Source organism: Streptomyces sp. HNM0645 (genome assembly GCF_030056615.1).
Classification (GTDB): Bacteria; Actinomycetota; Actinomycetes; order Streptomycetales; family Streptomycetaceae; genus Streptomyces; species Streptomyces marianii.
In genome coordinates, this window is record NZ_JASHLT010000084.1 from 1 (window position 1) to 16580 (window position 16580).

A 16580-nucleotide genomic window follows, 5' to 3' on the forward strand; every position below is an offset into this window, starting at 1 on the left:
TACTCCAGCAGTACTTCGTGGCTTGACCTGGGGGAACGTCGAGCGGTGGGAGTGTAGCGGGCGGGCAGTTGTCACGGGCGGTTTCTGCCTGCCCGTCCCTCGAAGGAGTGCCCGCGACGGCGGGGGCACATCCGTGTGGGGAAGCCCCCGATCGTGACCACTGAACAGGCAGAGACCTGGGACCGCGACCTGGACGAACTCTTCACCACCATCGGACACCGCTTCGGCCGTGTCGAACCACGCCGCCGCATGCGGGACTACGTGCGCGGACTGCTCGCGCCGGTGGCCCGCAAAAACAGCTGGCAACTGGCCGAAAACGCCGGCCACTCAACTCCCAACGGCCTGCAGCACCTGCTCAGTCGCGCCCGCTGGGACCCCGACGAGATCCGCGACGACCTGCAGGTTTTCGTCGCCGAGCGGCTCGGCCGTCCCGACGGGGTACTGATCGTGGACGACACCGGGTTCCTGAAGAAGGGCACCACCTCCGCCGGGGTGCAGCGCCAGTACTCCGGCACCGCCGGCCGCACCGAGAACTGCCAGATCGGCGTCTTCGCCGCCTATGCCAGCTCCGTCGGCCGTGCTCTGGTGGACCGGGAGCTGTACCTGCCCAAGTCCTGGACCGACGACCGTGACCGCTGTCGCGCGGCGAAGGTTCCCGACGAGTGGGAGTTCGCCACCAAGAACACCCTCGCGGCGACGATCGTCCGCAGGGCACTGTCCTCGCCGCTGCCGATCGCCTGGGTGACCGCGGACGCCGCCTACGGACAGGACAACCGCTTCCGCCGGATGCTGGAAACATCCGGCGTCGGCTACGTCCTCGCCGTCCCGAAGTCCCAGTTCTCGCTGGCCGGACCACGCATCGACATGGTGTTCGAGCAAGCCCCCGACCAGGCATGGGAGCGCCGTTCCTGTGGCGCGGGAGCGAAGGGGCAGCGCGAGTACGACTGGGCGGCCGTGCAGTTGCGCCCGGTGGCCGAGTACGACCACCAGGACGGCATACTGATCCGTCGGCGGTGGGCGCTGGCACGGCGCAGTGTGAACCGGCCGGACGAGATCTCCTACTACCTCGCCTACGCGCCGCTGGATATCGGCGTGGACGTGCTGGTGCGGGTGGCCGGGCTCCGGTGGGCGATCGAGGAGTGTTTCCAGGCTGCGAAGAACGAGTGCGGCCTGGACCAGTACGAGGTACGCCGTTACGTGGGCTGGTACCGGCACATCACGCTCGCGATGCTCGCGCACGCCTTCCTCGCGGCGGTGACCGCGCAGGAGGGCGAAAAGGGGGCTGCACTGGTGAGGAGGCTGAGGTCATCGAGCTCACCGTGGCGGAAGTGCGGCGACTCCTGGCAGCTTGCGCTCCCCGACACCCCCGTGCCCGTACTCAAGCGCTGAGTTGGTCGCGCTGGCGCCGACGACGCCAGGCGGTGGCCCGCCACTGCCACTATCGCCGTCGCGGGCACTCCTTCGAGGGACGGGCAGGCAGAAACCGCCCGTGACAACTGCCCGCCCGCTACACTCCCACCGCTCGACGTTCCCCCAGGTCAAGCCACGAAGTACTGCTGGAGTACTAGNCTAGGGTGCGTTTCGAAAGTGCTGGTCACAGCCACTCGTTGATGGCTGCGACCAGTACGGTCGCTTCGTAGCGGACGGCGAGCTTGTCGTATCGCGTGGCGACCGCACGGTGCCGTTTGAGGCGATTGATTCCGCACTCCACCGCGTGGCGCTGCTTGTAGTCGTCCTTGTCCAACTTCAGCGGCCGGCCACCGTGGGAACCGCGCTTCTTGCGGTTGGCGATCTGGTCGCGCTTCTCCGGGATCGTGCAGCGGATACCACGTTTGCGCAGGTAGGCGCGGTTCGCGCGGGAGCCGTACGCCTTGTCGGCACGGACCTTGTCCGGCCGGGTGCGCGGGCGGCCCGGCCCGAGCCGGGGCACCCGGATACGGCCCAGGACCACCTGGAACTGCGGCGAGTCGCCGCGCTGTCCGGCCGTGATGACCAGCGACATCAGCTTCTGGGCCTGCTCGACCGCCAGGTGGAGCTTGGTGGTCAGCCCGCCCCGGGAACGTCCGAGCCCGTGATCGTGGGGCTCGGTGAACACACCACCTGGCGGCTCGATCTGCAGATCCCCTTTTTGCGGGCACCGGCCGCATGCTGGTGCGCGCGGGCGATGGTCGAGTCCACCGAGACGTCCCAGGTGATCAGTCCCTCAGCGTCGGCCTGGGCCTGCAACTGCTCGAAGATGCGGTGCCAGGTGCCGTTCCGCTGCCAGCGCCGAAACAGGCCGTACACCGTCTCCCATGGGCCGTACCGCTCGGGCACGTCCCGCCAGGGAGCACCGGCACGGGTACGCCAGCGTATGCCGTCTATCAACTGCCGCTTGGTGTGCACCGGTGGGCGTCCAGGCTTCTTGCCGACCGGGAGCAAGGGCTCCAGCTTCGCCCACTGTGCATTCGTCAGATCATGCCGCCCCACGAAGTGGATCTTGACACATCAAGATCCACTTCTGAAACGCACCCTAGTNCTAGTACTCCAGTGCGGTTTCGTGATCTATCCAGCAGGTTCGTCGGCGGAACGTCGTCGGTAGTGGCTGTGTCGGGCTGTTGCCTGGTGGCGTCTGCGCCAGATTGACCATTGCAGCAGCCTGGCAGCGGTCGCGGTCGGCGGGCTGAGGAGGACGGTGAACAGGTGGCGGATCTCCGGGACGGTCAAGGAGATGGCTTCGCTGTCGCGGGCTGGGCGGTGCGGACGGGTGGACCGTTTCGGTGCCGTGCTGGCGGCGACGGCGGTCAGGAAGGCCAAGGCGAGCATGGCGAGCGTGATGTGGCGATGCCATGAGGTCCAGTTGCGGACTTGGTAGTGGTCGAGTCCGACCTGGCCCTTGGCGGCCTGGAAGCACTCCTCGACGCTCCAGCGGACACCGGCGACGCGGACCAGCTCCGCAAGGGTGACTGGGATGGGTGACCAGCACAGGTAGAAGGCGAGTTCACCGGTCGTGCGGTTGCGGCGGATCAGCAGGTGGCGGCGGTTGCCGCTGCCGATGTGGACCCAGGCCCAGTCGTGGTAGCGCGGGCCTTTCGCGCCGTTGCCCGCGCTGTGCCGCTGCCAGGCCGCGGCGGGCAACCGTCCGGCGACGGTGTCCGCGCGGACGGCGGTGCGGCCTGAGTTGATCAGCACCCGCGTCGAGCAGGCGACGGCCATCACGTATCCGGTTCCGCGTGCTTCCAGGGCGGCGCGGAGCTGTGGGTCCTGCCCGTAAGCNCGCGGCGGGCAACCGTCCGGCGACGGTGTCCGCGCGGACGGCGGTGCGGCCTGAGTTGATCAGCACCCGCGTCGAGCAGGCGACGGCCATCACGTATCCGGTTCCGCGTGCTTCCAGGGCGGCGCGGAGCTGTGGGTCCTGCCCGTAAGCTTCGTCGCCGGTCACCCATGGCGCCTCCACCCCGGCGTCCAACGCGGCGGCGATCATCTCCCAGGCCAGGCTGGGCTTGGTCGCGAACCGGACCTCGTCGGGTATGCCAGCCGCCTGGCGGCGCCCGGGATCGGAGCACCAGGACTGCTCGGGCAGGTAGAGCCGGCGGTCGACCAGTGCCCGTCCCCGGCCGGTGGCGTAAGCGAGGAAGACCCCGACCTGGGAGTTCTCGATGCGCCCGGCGGTGCCGGTGTACTGCCGCTGAACGCCCGCCGAAGCCCGGCCCTTCTTCACGAAACCGGTCTCGTCCACGATCAGCACCGCGCCGTCGGCGCCGAGGTGTTCGACAGCGTATGCGCGGACATCGTCGCGGACTGCGCCGGCGTCCCAGCGTGCGTAGCGCAGCAGCCGCTGCATCGGCCCCGGCCGCGCATGACCGGCCTGTTCGGCCAGCCGCCAGCAGTTCTTCCGCTCGACACACGACAGCAGCCCGAACAGATAGGCGCGGGCACTCGCCCGGGGCTCAACTCGGCCGAAGCGGCCCGCGATCCGGGCCATGGCCTGGTCGAACATCTCCCGCCAACGGGCAGGGTCTACCCTATGGTCCGCGGCCACCGCACGATCTTCGTTTGTCCACACACCAACCGATGATCACGCGGTGGCCGTACCCGTTCCCAGCCGGGTCCGCAGCAAGATCGCGAAACCAGACTGGAGTACTAAACGTCAGTTACTCGATGCCACGAGAATCCCTCGGAGTCTGCGCGGGAAGAACAGACCCCGAAGCCTTCGATGGTCACTTCAAGAGCGATGAGATCTCCCATCTCATCCAATCGCTCCTGAACGGCAGTGACGCTCGCACCGTCCTTGCTCTCGAATACGACTCGCAAAGAGTGCTCTTCAGGCGGCCAGAAGTAGTCGGGCAGCGCATCGTCAGTGCGACTGTCGATCCGGAGGGTCCAGTCAGTCCAGTCTGTGACGATGAAGCGCTCTCCGGAGGCGGTCGCAACCTGTAGACCTACGACTTCCATACCTTCGAAGACAACCTCAGCTACGCGGGTCACCTGCTTTTCGGCGAGGACATCACTGACGCCCATCGTCACACTTCCACCTTTCGACCCGTGAGGTCAGTACTTCTTCGCGGCATCTTCATACCACTTTTTGGTGCCGTCCACCGGGAACATGGAGACGAACTCCCCATCGCCCTTGGTGATCAGAATATCGTTGCCCTGCTTGTAGAACCAGTAGTCGTCAGCCCCGCCCTGGCCGACCCGGTATGCTCCTTGCTTCACCTCGTCAGGGGCCGCACGCACTTCAGTTATGCGTTCTCCATACCACTGACGACCTGCAGCATCTCCGGGGTGTTTGCCGTAGTCAGTCGCATGCTTTCCCCATTTCTTCCCTAGTTGCTTGCCCTCAGCTCCGTAAAGGGCCGGACCCGGAACAGGCGCCGTCACCTTCGGCGCGTCCGGTTTGGAGCCACCCTTGATGGCCTTCTTGATGATGTTCTTCAGAAGGCCGAATGCACCCGCGAACCAGGATGCCGTCTCTGCGGCGTTCGCAGTGTCCTTGTACTGCTCTGATCCTACTTCTACGCCGGCGTCCTTGACCTCCTCGCGGTATTTCTCTTGAACGCCGCAGTCTGCGCCGAACCAGCACCATGGCTCGGTTGCGTATTCGATCGCATCCAAGGTTCCGGTGAGAAAGTCCCCGAACCCTCCGGCGGTGTCCTTGGCTGTCTGCCCAAGTGACTCGGGGTTTGCCGGTTCGGTGTTGCAGCCAGGCTTGTAGGCGGGGTATGGGGAGCTGCAGTTCGACCCACTACCGCTGCTGCTGACGCTTCCGGTACCGCGGGCCTGGATTCCGGAGCGTGATGAAGTCCTGGAAGCTCGGGTGCTGGACTGCTGCCGGTGGTAGGTGTGGACGACGGCCGCTACGTAGCGGACGACTGCGACGACCAGGCTGGCGAGACCGAAGAAGAACTTGCCGTCCGGGTCGGCGAAGGTGACCGGGTTGTTGTTGCTGTAGGCGTAGCCGTTGATCTGTTGCGGATCTTTCAGGTCCGCGATCGGGTCGGCGCTGATGAAGCGACCGGTCGTCGGGTCGTACTCGCGTGCGCCGAGGTGGGTGAGGCCTGTGGGGTCCTGCGTTCCGCCCACGAAGCCTTTGTCGCCGGTCCACTGCGCGGGCTGAGTACCGCGTGTCTCGCCGAACGGCTGCATGTGTCGGCGGCTGACCGCCTGGGTCGCCGCGTCGATCTGTACGGTCGCCGTGCCGTTGTGGTCGGCGCTCATCCAGATCAGTGACTGTGGGGTGCGCAGCGCGACGACCTGGCCGCTGTGGGCGTAGTACCGGGTCGCTTCGACCTTGCCTGTCGCCTTGTCGTGCCGGAGTTCGGTCTCTCCGAGGTACAGCGTGGTGCTTGTGGCGTCACGCCGGATGAGCCGGTTGCCGCTGGCGTCGTTAAGGAACGACGTCTCGGACTTGTCGGCTTCCGTCACCTTGGCGAGGTTGTTCTCCGGGCCCCAGTCGAGGTGCTGGGTCTTGCCCCCGATGGTGCGTGTCCTGGTGTTGCCGGACGCGTCGTAGGTGTAGCTCGTGTTCGGCCGCGCCGAGTCCGCCGGGCTGGTGGTGGTCGAAGCCAGCAGGTGGGGACGGAGCTTGCCGTCAGAGGTTTGGTCGTACCTGTACGTCGTGGTCGCCGCGCCACCCGTGGCGAGGTGGTCGATAACCGTCTCGCGGTTGCCGGCGCTGTCGTACGTGTACGACTTCCAATACGGCGCGATGCCTCCTACGCCGGCCGCGCTCGGCGTGGTGGCGCAGTCCGTCTTCGCACTCCACGCGCTCTTCAGGCGCCGGTGGCCGTCGTAGGTGAAGCACTGCTTGTCCCCGGCGACGGTGGAGCGGTCATCGATCTCGACCGGGTTACCGGCGGCGTCGTAGCGGTAGTACGTGTCCGCGTCGGTGCCGCTGTTGGTCTCCGACACGACCGTCTGCCGCGCCAGCCGCCTGGTGCCGTCCTCGTACGAGCTGTTGACCTCCGTCCACTTGGCGGTGGAGGAGACACCCAGCGTGAGGCGGATACGCTCACCGGCTGGCAGGTAGTCCGTACTCCGGACGATGCCGGTCAGGCCCTGCAGCGTGGTGGGCAGGCGCTGGGAGTTGTAGCCGTAGGTGAGCACCTCCTGGGCGAGCCCACCCATGGCCGGAATGGTTCGCTTCTGCGGAGTACCGTCCAGATTGTAGGCGTTGGTGATGGTGTACGTGCCACTGCCGGCTACCGGACCCTCGGCAGTACTAATGGTGTACTGCTCCTTCAGCACGCGGTAAAGCGGGTCGTACGCGGCGTTGGTGGTCGCGTAGACCTTGCCGCTCTTGCCGCCCTCGTACCGGATGGCGGAGGTGGGCTGACCGAGTGCGATGGTGTCGTAGGACCAGCGCGCCAGGTACTTGGAGTCGTCGATCGTCGGCACGCCGTTGACGACCGGGATACGGCCTGAGAATCGGCCGGTCGGGCGTCCGAGCACGTCGTAGGTGTGGCTGAGGATGTTGCCTCTGGCGTCCTCGGTGACGCTGATCTGGTCGAGGTGGTTGTACTCCCTCCTGGATGCCCCGGCGTCAGGGTCGGTGGCACTCTTCTGGCGGCCCAGGAAGTCGTAGTCGTATCCCCAGACGTTGCCGTCGGTGTCCTGCACCTTGGTCAACTGGTCAGCGCGGCCGTAGGAGTAGGTGAGGCGGGTGTAGGAACCCGTGGCCTTGCTGCCTTCGTACTCCCTCTTCTCTGCCAGTCGGCCCCGGCTGTCGACCTCCTCGCGCACGGCGCTCGCACCGGCCGGGGGTTCGACCGTCGTCGCGTTGCCCTCGTACTTCGTGGTGGTGCGGGAGTGCTCCTTCTCCTGGGCCAGGGTGATCTCGACCGTGGGGCGGCCGGCACCGTCGTAGATCTTGCGGGTCCCGGCGGGAGAGGCGGTCAGCAGTGTGGCGAGTTGACCGGAAGGAGCGGTGGTGTCGATGTAGTCCGCAGAGGACTCGACCTCGAGGCCGCGGGTGTCGTACCTGGTCTCCGCGACGACGCGGCCACCGCCGACCGCCGCAGGTGTCTGGGTCTGACGTGGCCTGAGCAGTGCGTCGTAGATGGCGTACGAGGTCTGGTATGTGGTGCCGTCGTTGTTGAGCGACTTGGTGGCCACCCAGGACGCGGCGCCCTTCTGGATCCTGTACTCGAGCTTTCGGTTCGGCGTCTGCTGGCCGGCACGGCTGCGGTCCGGCAGCCAGACGTCGGTCAGACGGCCGAGTGCGTCGTAGGCACTCTCGGTGCGCTTGCCGTTGGGGTCGATGCTGACCGTGTTCGAACCCCAGTCGGGCGCTATCTGCGTCGTCACCGTGTGACCGAGGGCATTGACCTCCTTCTTCCCGGTCAGCGGGCCACCGGCAGCCGGCGTGTACTCAATGTGGTTGGTGCGCGTCCCGTCGGTGTCCCACTGGTCGACGAGGCGGCCGAGGGCGTCGTACTGCGCCGTCGCAACGGTCTGCAACTGGGCGATGCCACTGTCGTAGCCCGTGACGCGCTGCTGGGCGGTGACGTTGCCCTTGCTGGGGGCCACGCCCCAGGCCTGGCCGTCGTACGACGTGCGGACGTCGGAGATGACGTGGGTTGTCTTGGGGTCACCGGTGCGGTTAGGCGTCGCACCGCAGCCGACCGAGACCTTCTCGACGCGCTTCACCGCCGTGAGCAGCCAGGCTGCGGTGTTCTTGGCGTACTCGGTGCGGGTGCAGTCCTTCTCCCCGCCACCTTCGGTCTCCACGGTCAGCGGCTGACCGCTGTCCGTGTCATAGGTGGTCGTAGCGGTCGAGGTGATCTCCCCGCCGCCGGTGACAGGGGTGCGCTTGACCTCCTTGGCCGTACGCGTCATGTAGGCGCGCACGGTGCCATGGGAGTGGGTGGCCGTGGCGGTGTTCCTCGACCACGGCGTGATGATCGTGCCGGAGATCTCGGCGCCGGCGGTGCCGTTGTACGTGATCTGCTCGCGTACCTGGCCGGCGTACTGCTCCTCGTCGTTGACGGCCGTGCCCTTGGAGTCGGTAAGCGTCTCCGTGCGGGTGGTGCCGTCAAGTTGCTTGTCGCCGTGCATGCCCCGATAGAACAGGGAGGTCGACTTGGAGCGAACGCCCGCCGCCTCACCGGTGGTGGTGGTGACGTTCTCGTAGCCGCGCCAGATGCCCCACGTACGGTACTTGGCCGGGGTGATGGGCGACTGGTCGTCGTACGCCCAGGCGCCACCGCCGCTGTAGGTGTAGTCGGTCTGCTTCAGCGGTGCGCCGCCGGTCGGGTCCGACTCGGTGACCTGGGTGACGACGTACTTGTGGAACCAGTCCGTGCGGGGTTGCGGGTTGGTGCCGGGAGTGGGGTTGGAGGGCGGGATCCACTTGACGGGGTAGCAGCGCTTTGTGTTCTTGTCGAGCGCGGCCGGGATGTTGGTGTCGGCGACGCATTCAGGGTCGGAGTAGTTGATCGTGAGGACGGACCCGGTCTCCGAGGTGACGGTGCGGACCCGCCACTTGATGAACGGTGCGACATCGTCACCGATCTTGTCGACGCGGTTGTGCATCTGGACGCCGGAGAACGTCACGGCGGGCAGGCTGATCGGGGTACCGGACCTACCGGTGTGCTGAATCGACTTCAGCCAGAGGCCCGCGTTCGAACCGTCACCGGGGTCCGGGAAGGACTGGTCCAGTGTCCAGTGGTTGACATCCCGGTAGTCCGTGTCCGCGCCGGTGCCGGAGCCCTTGTACACCTGAGTGGTCACGCCGGTGAGGCGCTTACGGGAGAAGAACGACGGGGCCGACTGGTCGGTGCAGACGGTGTCCTTCTTGCAGATCTGGTCGTACGGCACGTCCGGCCAGGCGTTGCGGTTCGTCTCGCCCAGCGTGGTGCAGGTCTCCCCGCCGCTGACCGGAACACAGCGCTCGGCGACGGTGAACTTCACCCGGGCTGCCGCAGGCTGGGTGGTGGAGAAGATCATGTCGGAGCGCTGGCCGTAGTCGACGCGCTTGAGGTGACCGCCGCGGACGTACTCGACACCGTTGCCTGTGGTGCCGTTCTTGGCGTAGTAGTTCAGCTCCTTGTCATACCAGTACGTCATGACGTTGCCGTGTGGATCGACGACGTAGTCGAGATTCCAACGCCAAGCCTGCGTCTTCGCTCGGGCCGAGAAGCTGCTTCCGGCGTCGTAGCCGGGCTCGCCGGAATCATCGCCGAAGACCGGTACCGTCCACACCGAATTCGTCTCGGCCTTGCCGGTGGCCCAGCCGGGCAGCCGGTTTCTACCGAAGACGTACTGGGTGCCATCGGTAGTGGTGACGGTCCAGTGCTCACCGTCGTCGTCCCCGTTGACCGCGCCGGTACTCCGGACGACACGCTCGCCGTCGTCACCCTGGAGACGCCAGGTGTTCTTGGCCTTGTCGAGCAGGACCAGAGTGCTCGACTTGCCGTTCAGGACGATGGAGGCGTTGTCCTCCTTCCAGCAACGGTCGTGCTTGCCGTCCTGGCCGTCGTCGTCGCACGAGCCGTAGGCGCGCTCGATGTAGGAGGTCGGCAGGTCAAAGCCCTCACCGACCCAGGACGGCTGGGCGCTCGTGGACGAGGTGCGGCCGTCGACGCTCTGCGCCGAGTAGCCGATCGCCACCGAGGGCGTAGGCCCGGCGGGGGCGGGCACGACGTCCATCGGGTACGACCACGTGAAGTCGCCATTGGAGCCGCCACCGCTCCAGGTCGCCGACGGCGCCAGCGGGGTGGCCTCGTACGTGCCCTGGTCCGAGGAGGAGCCGGCCGAAGCCGCGAGCACCGTGAACGCGCCCGCGCTGCGCATCTGAGAGGTCGGCTTCGGCGTGGTCACCTGGGCGGTGACGGTTTGGTCCGCCGTGTCGTTCGAGGACGGGATGGGCGTGGTGGTGCGGCAGGCTGCCTTCTCCGGGGTGGTGAGGGCACATGCCGGAAGCTGGACCAGGCGCAGCCGGGAGGCCCAGTTGCCGCTGTAGGCGTGGGCGAAACCGCTGTAGTCCAGCGCGACAGACAGCGCGGACGGGTCGGTCTCGCCGTCCACGCGGCGCACGGTGAGGACAACGCCCTCAAATCCGAGTTCGGCGGTCCTGGCACGGTCGAGAACCCGGACTTCGGCCTTGGCAGGTGCCGACTTCGGTACGCGATTCGCCACGGCTGCTCGTGACGCTGGGTTCTTGCCCGCCTTGGCGGGCAGCGGCTGTCCCAGGCTGACAGGCAGACCGCCAGCCCTGGCCTCGGCATTCGGCTTTGCCGGGACAGCAGCGCTCGCGGCACCGGGCGTGGGCCACTGGACCTTGCGGGCGGCCTCTTCCCGGGTCTTCTCCGCCGCCTGCCGCGTCGGGTCGGAGAGCTGCTTCAGCTTGGCCTTGAACCGTTCCGCCCTGCCGAATTCGGCCTTTTCCAGGGTGCTGGGGTCCCGCTCGAAGCTCTGTGCGGGTGCCGCCCCGAGTAGTGTGGTGAGGATGGCCGTGGTCACCGGAAGGGCGACGGCCGCTGTGCGGCGTCGGCTCGCCCTGTTCCATGACCAAGAGGGCAGCACTGGTCTGGTGCTGGACAAAAGGATTCTCCGCATCCTTGACCGGGTGGTGTGCCGGGCCGGAGGGTCCGGCACAACACCGCGTGAGATGTGATTGGTGTGTGAGATGTCTCGGCGATGGATCAGCCGATGTCGATCGGCGGTTCGTCCACGGTCGCGAGCTGGGTGATCTCCGCCTCGGATAGCACGCCTGCGTAGACGCGCATGTCGTCGAGCTGCCCGTACAGGCGGTTGCCCCAGTCGCCGGTGTCGTGACGGCGTGCCTGGGCAACCATCAGTGGCTGGTCGGACTGGAAGATGCTGTCGACGAAGACGCCTTCTTCGGCCCCCTCTCGCTGGCCGGCGAGGTAGAGCTTGGCCGATTGGTTGGCGGAGTCGTATACGCCGACCACATGGATCCAGTTGCCGGGCGGGTTGACCTGCTCGGAGGTGATCGTCGCGGCCGGCCCTTGCAGAACGTCCGTCTCGTAGGCACCGAAGTTCCAGTCGCCGACCGCTTCGCCTACCTCTTGGCGGTACCAGAGGCGGAAGGCGTTGCGCTGCGCACCGGGATGGGCGAAGACCGTGGGTGAGTGGGCACCCGCGGTGTTCTCCAGGACAGTGGGGTCAAGGTTGACCCAGCCGGCCACGGTGAAGCTGCCGGAGTCGTCGAGGGGGACCGGGGCGGTGGCGTATCCGCGCTGGGTACTTGGCAGATCGAGCACGTTGCCGTGGGCCGGGTCCTCCGCCGCGGTGAAGGCCGCGCCGGAGAGCGACTGCAGGGCGTGGCCGCGGCCGGATTCGTCGGCGGCCGTGGTGCCGGAGGTGTTGTCCATGGTCCAGTGAGCCAGCAACGCAGCCTGCGGGTGCCCCGTATCCGGGTTCTCCATGTTGGTCTGCACCCAGAGTTCGTCGGGGAACACCACACGGTTCCACGCCTGGACGTGGTCCAGGTCGCCCTTGAAGTAGCTGCCCATGTTCCCGCTGCTGGGGCTCTTCATCCGGCCGATCTCAAATGCGCCCGCTGCCGCCCATGGTGTGGTGTACGCGGTGGTGGCCTCGAGACGGCCGTTGACGTACAGGCGGATCTGCTGGTCATTCCTGTCGTACACGGCCAGGAGGTGCGTCCACGCCCCGACGACTCCGGGACGCGTGGAGATCGCACGAACGAGGCTGGCGCCGTCGGAGCTGTAGCGGTTGAACACCCACCGGTCGTAGGAGCTGGAGTAGTACAGCTGGAACGCCCCGACCTGAGTGCCGCTCTGGCTGGCCACGGTGCTGATCTGGGTTCGGCTGCCCAGCCTGGTCCACGCGGACACAGCGAAGCTGCCTGTGGTGTCCACCACGGGACCGGACGTGGCCGCGTGGGCATCGGTTCCGTTGAACCGCAGACCGCCGTCCAACCGGGCAGGAGTCGTCCACGCCGCACCGCCACCCAGAGTGAGAGCGTGGTTCGAGCCGGCGGCGTTGAGCCCGGTGGCGTCCAGCTTCCACTGGGCAACAGGGTTCGAGGCCTTGGCTACCTTGAACAGGTAGTCCGCGCCCTCGCTGACGTTGCCCGCCAGGTCGAACGTCTGAACCCGCAGGACGTTGGAGAGGCGCTTGGTCGGGGTGACCTTGATCTCGTATGTGGGGGTGTTGGCCGTGAACGTCTTGCTCTGCAGCAGCACACCGTTCAGCCAGATGTCGTAGCGCCGTACATCGCTGGCGCCTGCGGTGATCTTGAACGTGCCGGTCTGCCCGACACTGCCGGTCTCCGGCGAGGCGTCACACGTGATGCCCGCGCACTGCGGGTACTCCACGGATGTCACGGTGGGCTTGGGCGGAGCGGTGGTGTCGACTTTGAAGTAGCAGTAGCCGGACCACGGTCCGTACAGGTAGCTCGTCGTGCCGTTATAGGTGTATCGGTACTGGCTCTTGGCGCGGAATTTGTACGTGGTCCCGCTCACGAGCGTCGGGGTCGGATCCGAACCCGGCTGACCGCTGACCGTCCATGTGTCCGGACTCAGGCTGGTCGGTGTCGTGCTCGACCCCGCGTACAGCTCGAAGTTGGGACGCAGACTCGCATTGGAGCCGTCCGCCGAGGTCGGAGTGGCCGTAACTCGGGGCGTGTTGTCCCGGATGAGCGCCGGGTTCGTCGAAGCGGAGCAGGCCACGTTCGGCTCCGACAGTTTCACCGCCGAAGGTGCCGCGGTCAAAGGCGACACATAGGTGATGGAAAGCCGCGGTTTGCGGTCCTTCGTCGCGCGGTCGTCGGCCGGTGACATGAACTGCTTCCACGCGATCGGATCCGTGCTGCTGGCCGTCAGACCGAGTGTCGTGGTGGTGGACTTCGCCTTCGCCGTGTAGGCGACGGCGGCTGTCGCATTGAACTCCACATCTCCGTCTGGGCAGCTCGACGAGTACCCCTTGGCCGCCGAGACCTTCGTGACGTAGGACCAGCCGCTTGGCGGCTTGTTCCACGTGGTGGAGCTGGAGATGGGGTTGGTGCGGTAGAGGTTGACGTCCCTCTTGCTGCAGTTGGCCGACCAGATCTCATAGGCCGTGAACGTCGCACCGAGGATCTTCTTGCCCGCGACACTTCGGGTGTCGAACTGGAACAGTGACTTGGCCTGCTTGTTGTCGACGTACGCGTCGTAGCCGACCCCGAGAGCGTGTGAAGTCTTCCAGAACGACGTTCCCGACAGGTTCGACCAGATCGTCGTCCAGCCGGTCAGTGTCGAGTTCACCGCTGGCGGGTCGATGACCACCGGATACGACGTATCAGCGGCATCCAGGAAGGCCCGGTCAGGCGTTATCGACAGGGCATCGCTGGTCACATCGACGTCTGCAATGGCGGTCTTCGAGCCTGGCTCAGGCAGCACTGGACTGTCCGCGACAGCCTCGGCTTCGGCAGCAGCAGTGAACGACGCAGACCTTGCCCCGGTCGGCCCTGACGGTGCTGGGGCCGTATCCGCAGTGTCCCACATCAGCGCGGCGCTGCTGGAGAACACCGCATGGCCACCGTCGTCGACGAGCGAAACGGTTCCGTTGTCCGCCGTCTTCACCGACAGACCGGTGGTCTTGACGGGGAACTGGATCGAGTTCAGCGCCGGATCGGACGCGGCCTCACGGTTGTGGACCACCAGGTTCTGTGTGAATCCATCCGGACGAATCTGGACCACCAGGTCAACGTCGGGGCGCACAGATTCGTAGATGGCGATGGAACCTGAGATCTTCGGCTCCGGCAGAGCCCAGGGAGTACCCAGCTCGTAGGACTTACCGTTGCGTGTGATCTTCGCCAGCGGCGCCGTCGAACCGCCGCCGGACAGCATCACATCCTGCGCCGCCTTCGGCGCAATCAGCCCGTCTTCACGCTTAACGAGCGACGTGTCGACAGGCACCCAGGAGCCGTCCTTGCGCACTCGCTCCGGACCTGCTGACGACTCGACGGTGAATGTCCCGTCGGGATTGGCGAAGACCTGGTTCGACTCGGTCGTGAGGCTGCCCACCTCGACACGGTGGCCCTCGGCCACCGCCTTCTCCGAAGCTTTCTGCTCCTCAGACTTGGCAGGCAGAGAGTCGTCCTCCCAGAAGGCCTTACCGCGCGCAGCCTCATCCGCCGGCACACTCGAACTTGCCTCAGCGGCCTCAGCACCCTCGTCCACACCCACCGCCAGCGCACTGCCGGACAACGATTCGCTCGCCACCCCGACAAGCGCCAGCAATGCTACGGCGGTTGACGCCACCCCTCGCGCCGCTCCCCAACGGCGCCCACGTCTTATCACTACGCAGCACTCACAATCTGAGAATCTCATGAAGATCAACGAAGTGAGGGATCTTACTCACCAGTTGGGTTGGGATCCAGACCGACGCCTCGTCACATACCGGGCAGTTCACCTAGCATGAACGCAAACAAGATCGTGATCCACCTCACACTGAAGTCTCGTGTAGAGCGCCTACCTGCCCACCCTCGGACCAGGCCTTTGGGAAGTGATCTTGTGTCCGGATTCGTCAGGCCAGTCCGAGGGCGGTGAGGGGCCGCTGGTGGTCCCGGCCGGTGCGGCGGAGGGCGGCGGCGATGTTGGTGTGGCCGTGGCGGTGGACGCCGATGGCGAGGTTGCGCAGGCCGGCCATGACACGGGGCAGGTGCCGGGTGCGGATCTTGGAGGCGTCCTCACGGAAGGTGCGGTCGCGGACGTGGTGGAGCTGGTTTTCGANACGGGGCAGGTGCCGGGTGCGGATCTTGGAGGCGTCCTCACGGAAGGTGCGGTCGCGGACGTGGTGGAGCTGGTTTTCGATCTTCCAGTGGCCGCGGATCCATGCGGCGAGTTCTGCACCGGTGGCCGCGCCGGGCGGCAGGCTGGTGACCAGGTAGATCCGCTCGATCGTCAGCTTGCCGGAGCCCACATCCCGTCTCCAGCCGACGACTTGAAGGGCCTGGCGGGCGTGCGGATAGTCCAGGTGTGCGAACGCGGCGGTCTTCAAGCGGCGTATCTCGTCGCGGTGATGGGCCCGGGTGCGCTCGATATGGTCCAGGCGGATGTCGCGCCAGGGCAGGCGGCGGACCCGCTCGTGCAGCGTGGGGTGGTTCCTCTTGACGACGGCCAGGTAGTCGGCGCCGCGTTCGTGCACGTAGGAGGCGTGATTGTGCTGGGTGTGGAGGGCATCGGCGGTGATCAGGGCTCCCGTCAGGACGATGCCGTCCAGGAGCGGGGCGAAGGCCGGGATCTCGTTGCTCTTGCCGTCGACCTGCATCTGGGCGAGGACGTCGCCCTGGTGGGTCATCGCCGCGATCAGTGCGGTGGCCGGCCGGTCTTTGGTCCGGGAGCCCCGGAGCGTCTTGCCGTCGACGGCGATCACTCGCCGGCCCGTGGGTGGGCTGTTGCGCCTTTGGAGAAAGCCGCCGATGGCCCTGTCCAGGGCGTCGCCGTCCACCGCGGCCAGGACGAGGCGGATGGTCGTGGGGTGCGGCGGACAGATGAGGCCGGTCAGCGGGTCGAGGCGGAACCCGAGCCGGGCCAGGACGCGCTGCGGCGCGTCCGCGACCCACTCGCCGATCGCGGCCACCGAGACGGCGCCGGCGAGGACGGCTGCGGCCGCCGCGGCCAACAGGGCAGTCCACGGGTGGCGGATCCCGCGACGGGCTCGCGGATCGGGCATGTTCTTCAGATATGTCCGCAGGTCAGCGACAGCTTCCGGTGTGACGGCACCAGAAACGTCCCCCAGTTGTTCCAGGCAGGGCGGCATCTTCCGGCCTTGAACTGCCGGCCGTAGCGTGGATGGTGGCTCCACGAGCCGCGCAAGCGCAGGCTCTCTCCGGGCTTTGCCCCGAAGAATGCCTTGCCGACCACAGTGATGCTCTCCTCACCGTCCCCCGTCGACGTCCCGCAGCACCGTACGCTCGTCGTAACCGACATGCAGCAGGTGATCGACGACGCCCTCGTGAAGCTTCCCCTTGATGTTGGACACCTGGAGACTGGGACGTGAGGTTCCAGAGGAAGTAGTGCCAGGTGGGAAGCAAGAGCAACCGCAGCAGGCGGTACTCGGAGGAGTTCAAGCGCGACGCGGTCGCGCTGGTCCGCTCCTCCGGCAGGACCGTCACCGAGGTGGCCCGGGAG

At 66.7% G+C, this 16580-nt stretch carries 10 protein-coding genes; 2 read left to right on the top strand and 8 right to left on the bottom strand.

Going from position 1 to position 16580, the window contains the following annotated elements; genetic code table 11:
- Positions 1–153: 153 nt before the first annotated feature.
- Entirely contained in the window at positions 154–1389 is a 1236-nt protein-coding gene (locus tag QMZ92_RS34845) for an IS701 family transposase (protein ID WP_502962210.1), read from the top strand.
- Between the two features lie 205 nt (positions 1390–1594).
- On the opposite strand, the gene QMZ92_RS34850 is transcribed toward QMZ92_RS34845, so the two are convergent.
- The 8 genes from QMZ92_RS34850 to QMZ92_RS36675 all read right to left on the bottom strand — a co-directional run bounded on the left by QMZ92_RS34850 (position 1595) and on the right by QMZ92_RS36675 (position 16313).
- A protein-coding gene (locus QMZ92_RS34850; protein WP_502962211.1) for an IS5 family transposase occupies positions 1595–2469 on the bottom strand; the annotation gives its coding sequence in 2 pieces (ribosomal slippage) (positions 1595–2077 and positions 2080–2469; 873 coding nt in all).
- Between the two features lie 75 nt (positions 2470–2544).
- Positions 2545–3036, bottom strand: coding sequence for a hypothetical protein (locus QMZ92_RS34855; protein WP_502962214.1), 492 nt, complete (start codon positions 3034–3036; stop codon positions 2545–2547).
- Positions 2981–3964 (bottom strand): IS701 family transposase, encoded by a 984-nt coding sequence (locus tag QMZ92_RS34860; RefSeq protein ID WP_502962215.1) that lies wholly within the window; start codon positions 3962–3964, stop codon positions 2981–2983. Before QMZ92_RS34860 ends, QMZ92_RS34855 begins: the two co-directional genes overlap by 56 nt.
- A gap of 158 nt (positions 3965–4122) precedes the next feature.
- Positions 4123–4506, bottom strand: coding sequence for a hypothetical protein (locus tag QMZ92_RS34865; protein ID WP_283301806.1), 384 nt, complete (start codon positions 4504–4506; stop codon positions 4123–4125).
- 24 nt (positions 4507–4530) lie between these two features.
- Positions 4531–10941 (bottom strand): RHS repeat-associated core domain-containing protein, encoded by a 6411-nt coding sequence (locus QMZ92_RS34870; protein ID WP_283301807.1) that lies wholly within the window; start codon positions 10939–10941, stop codon positions 4531–4533.
- Between the two features lie 182 nt (positions 10942–11123).
- Positions 11124–14708 carry a LamG domain-containing protein gene (locus QMZ92_RS34875; RefSeq protein ID WP_283301809.1) on the bottom strand — a complete coding sequence of 1195 codons (3585 nt, stop codon included), beginning with the start codon at positions 14706–14708 and terminating at the stop codon, positions 11124–11126.
- A 265-nt stretch (positions 14709–14973) separates the two neighbouring features.
- Positions 14974–16209 carry an ISAs1 family transposase gene (locus QMZ92_RS34880; protein WP_502962212.1) on the bottom strand — a complete coding sequence of 412 codons (1236 nt, stop codon included), beginning with the start codon at positions 16207–16209 and terminating at the stop codon, positions 14974–14976.
- A complete protein-coding gene (locus QMZ92_RS36675; RefSeq protein ID WP_502962213.1) occupies positions 16128–16313 on the bottom strand; it encodes a YrrC family ATP-dependent DNA helicase in 186 nt (61 codons plus the stop codon). Before QMZ92_RS36675 ends, QMZ92_RS34880 begins: the two co-directional genes overlap by 82 nt.
- Positions 16314–16472: 159 nt before the next feature.
- Here QMZ92_RS36675 and QMZ92_RS36680 point away from each other — a divergent pair.
- The coding region (locus QMZ92_RS36680) for a transposase (RefSeq protein ID WP_502961999.1) at positions 16473–16580 on the top strand (108 nt) is incomplete at its 3' end.